General features: G+C 56.5%; 1 protein-coding gene. It reads right to left on the reverse strand.

Annotated elements, in window-relative coordinates; genetic code table 11:
- The coding region (locus tag AC1RPX_RS07800; protein ID WP_481763329.1) for a hypothetical protein at positions 1 to 205 on the reverse strand (205 nt) is incomplete at its 3' end.
- Positions 206 to 354 lie beyond the last annotated feature (149 nt).

Genomic DNA, 354 nt, shown 5'->3' on the forward strand with positions numbered 1-354 from the left:
GTTCTTCACGCACTGGCCCGTGGATGAAGCGCTCCACGTTCATTGACCGGTTCCTGACAGGGGGCACGAAATTTAGGCGCACACAGAAATTGAGGGCCATGGCCCCGGACACGCCGATGCAAAACGGACCCGATCGAAAAATCTTGGGGGCGCGCAGCGTACGCAACCCATCATTGTTAAGCGTGGCCACCGAATCAGAACCCATCCACACACCACCCGCATCGCGCACCGCACAAATAGTTGTCACAAATCCTCCACACTTAGCTCAAGCCGACCACGGCTCCGGAAACTTCATCCACGCAATCACGTGATAATCGTCGTAGTCACGCGGGTCACAAATACCGTCAGTCGGAC

The organism is Dellaglioa sp. CoH-56-MRSF-14, assembly GCF_056782115.1.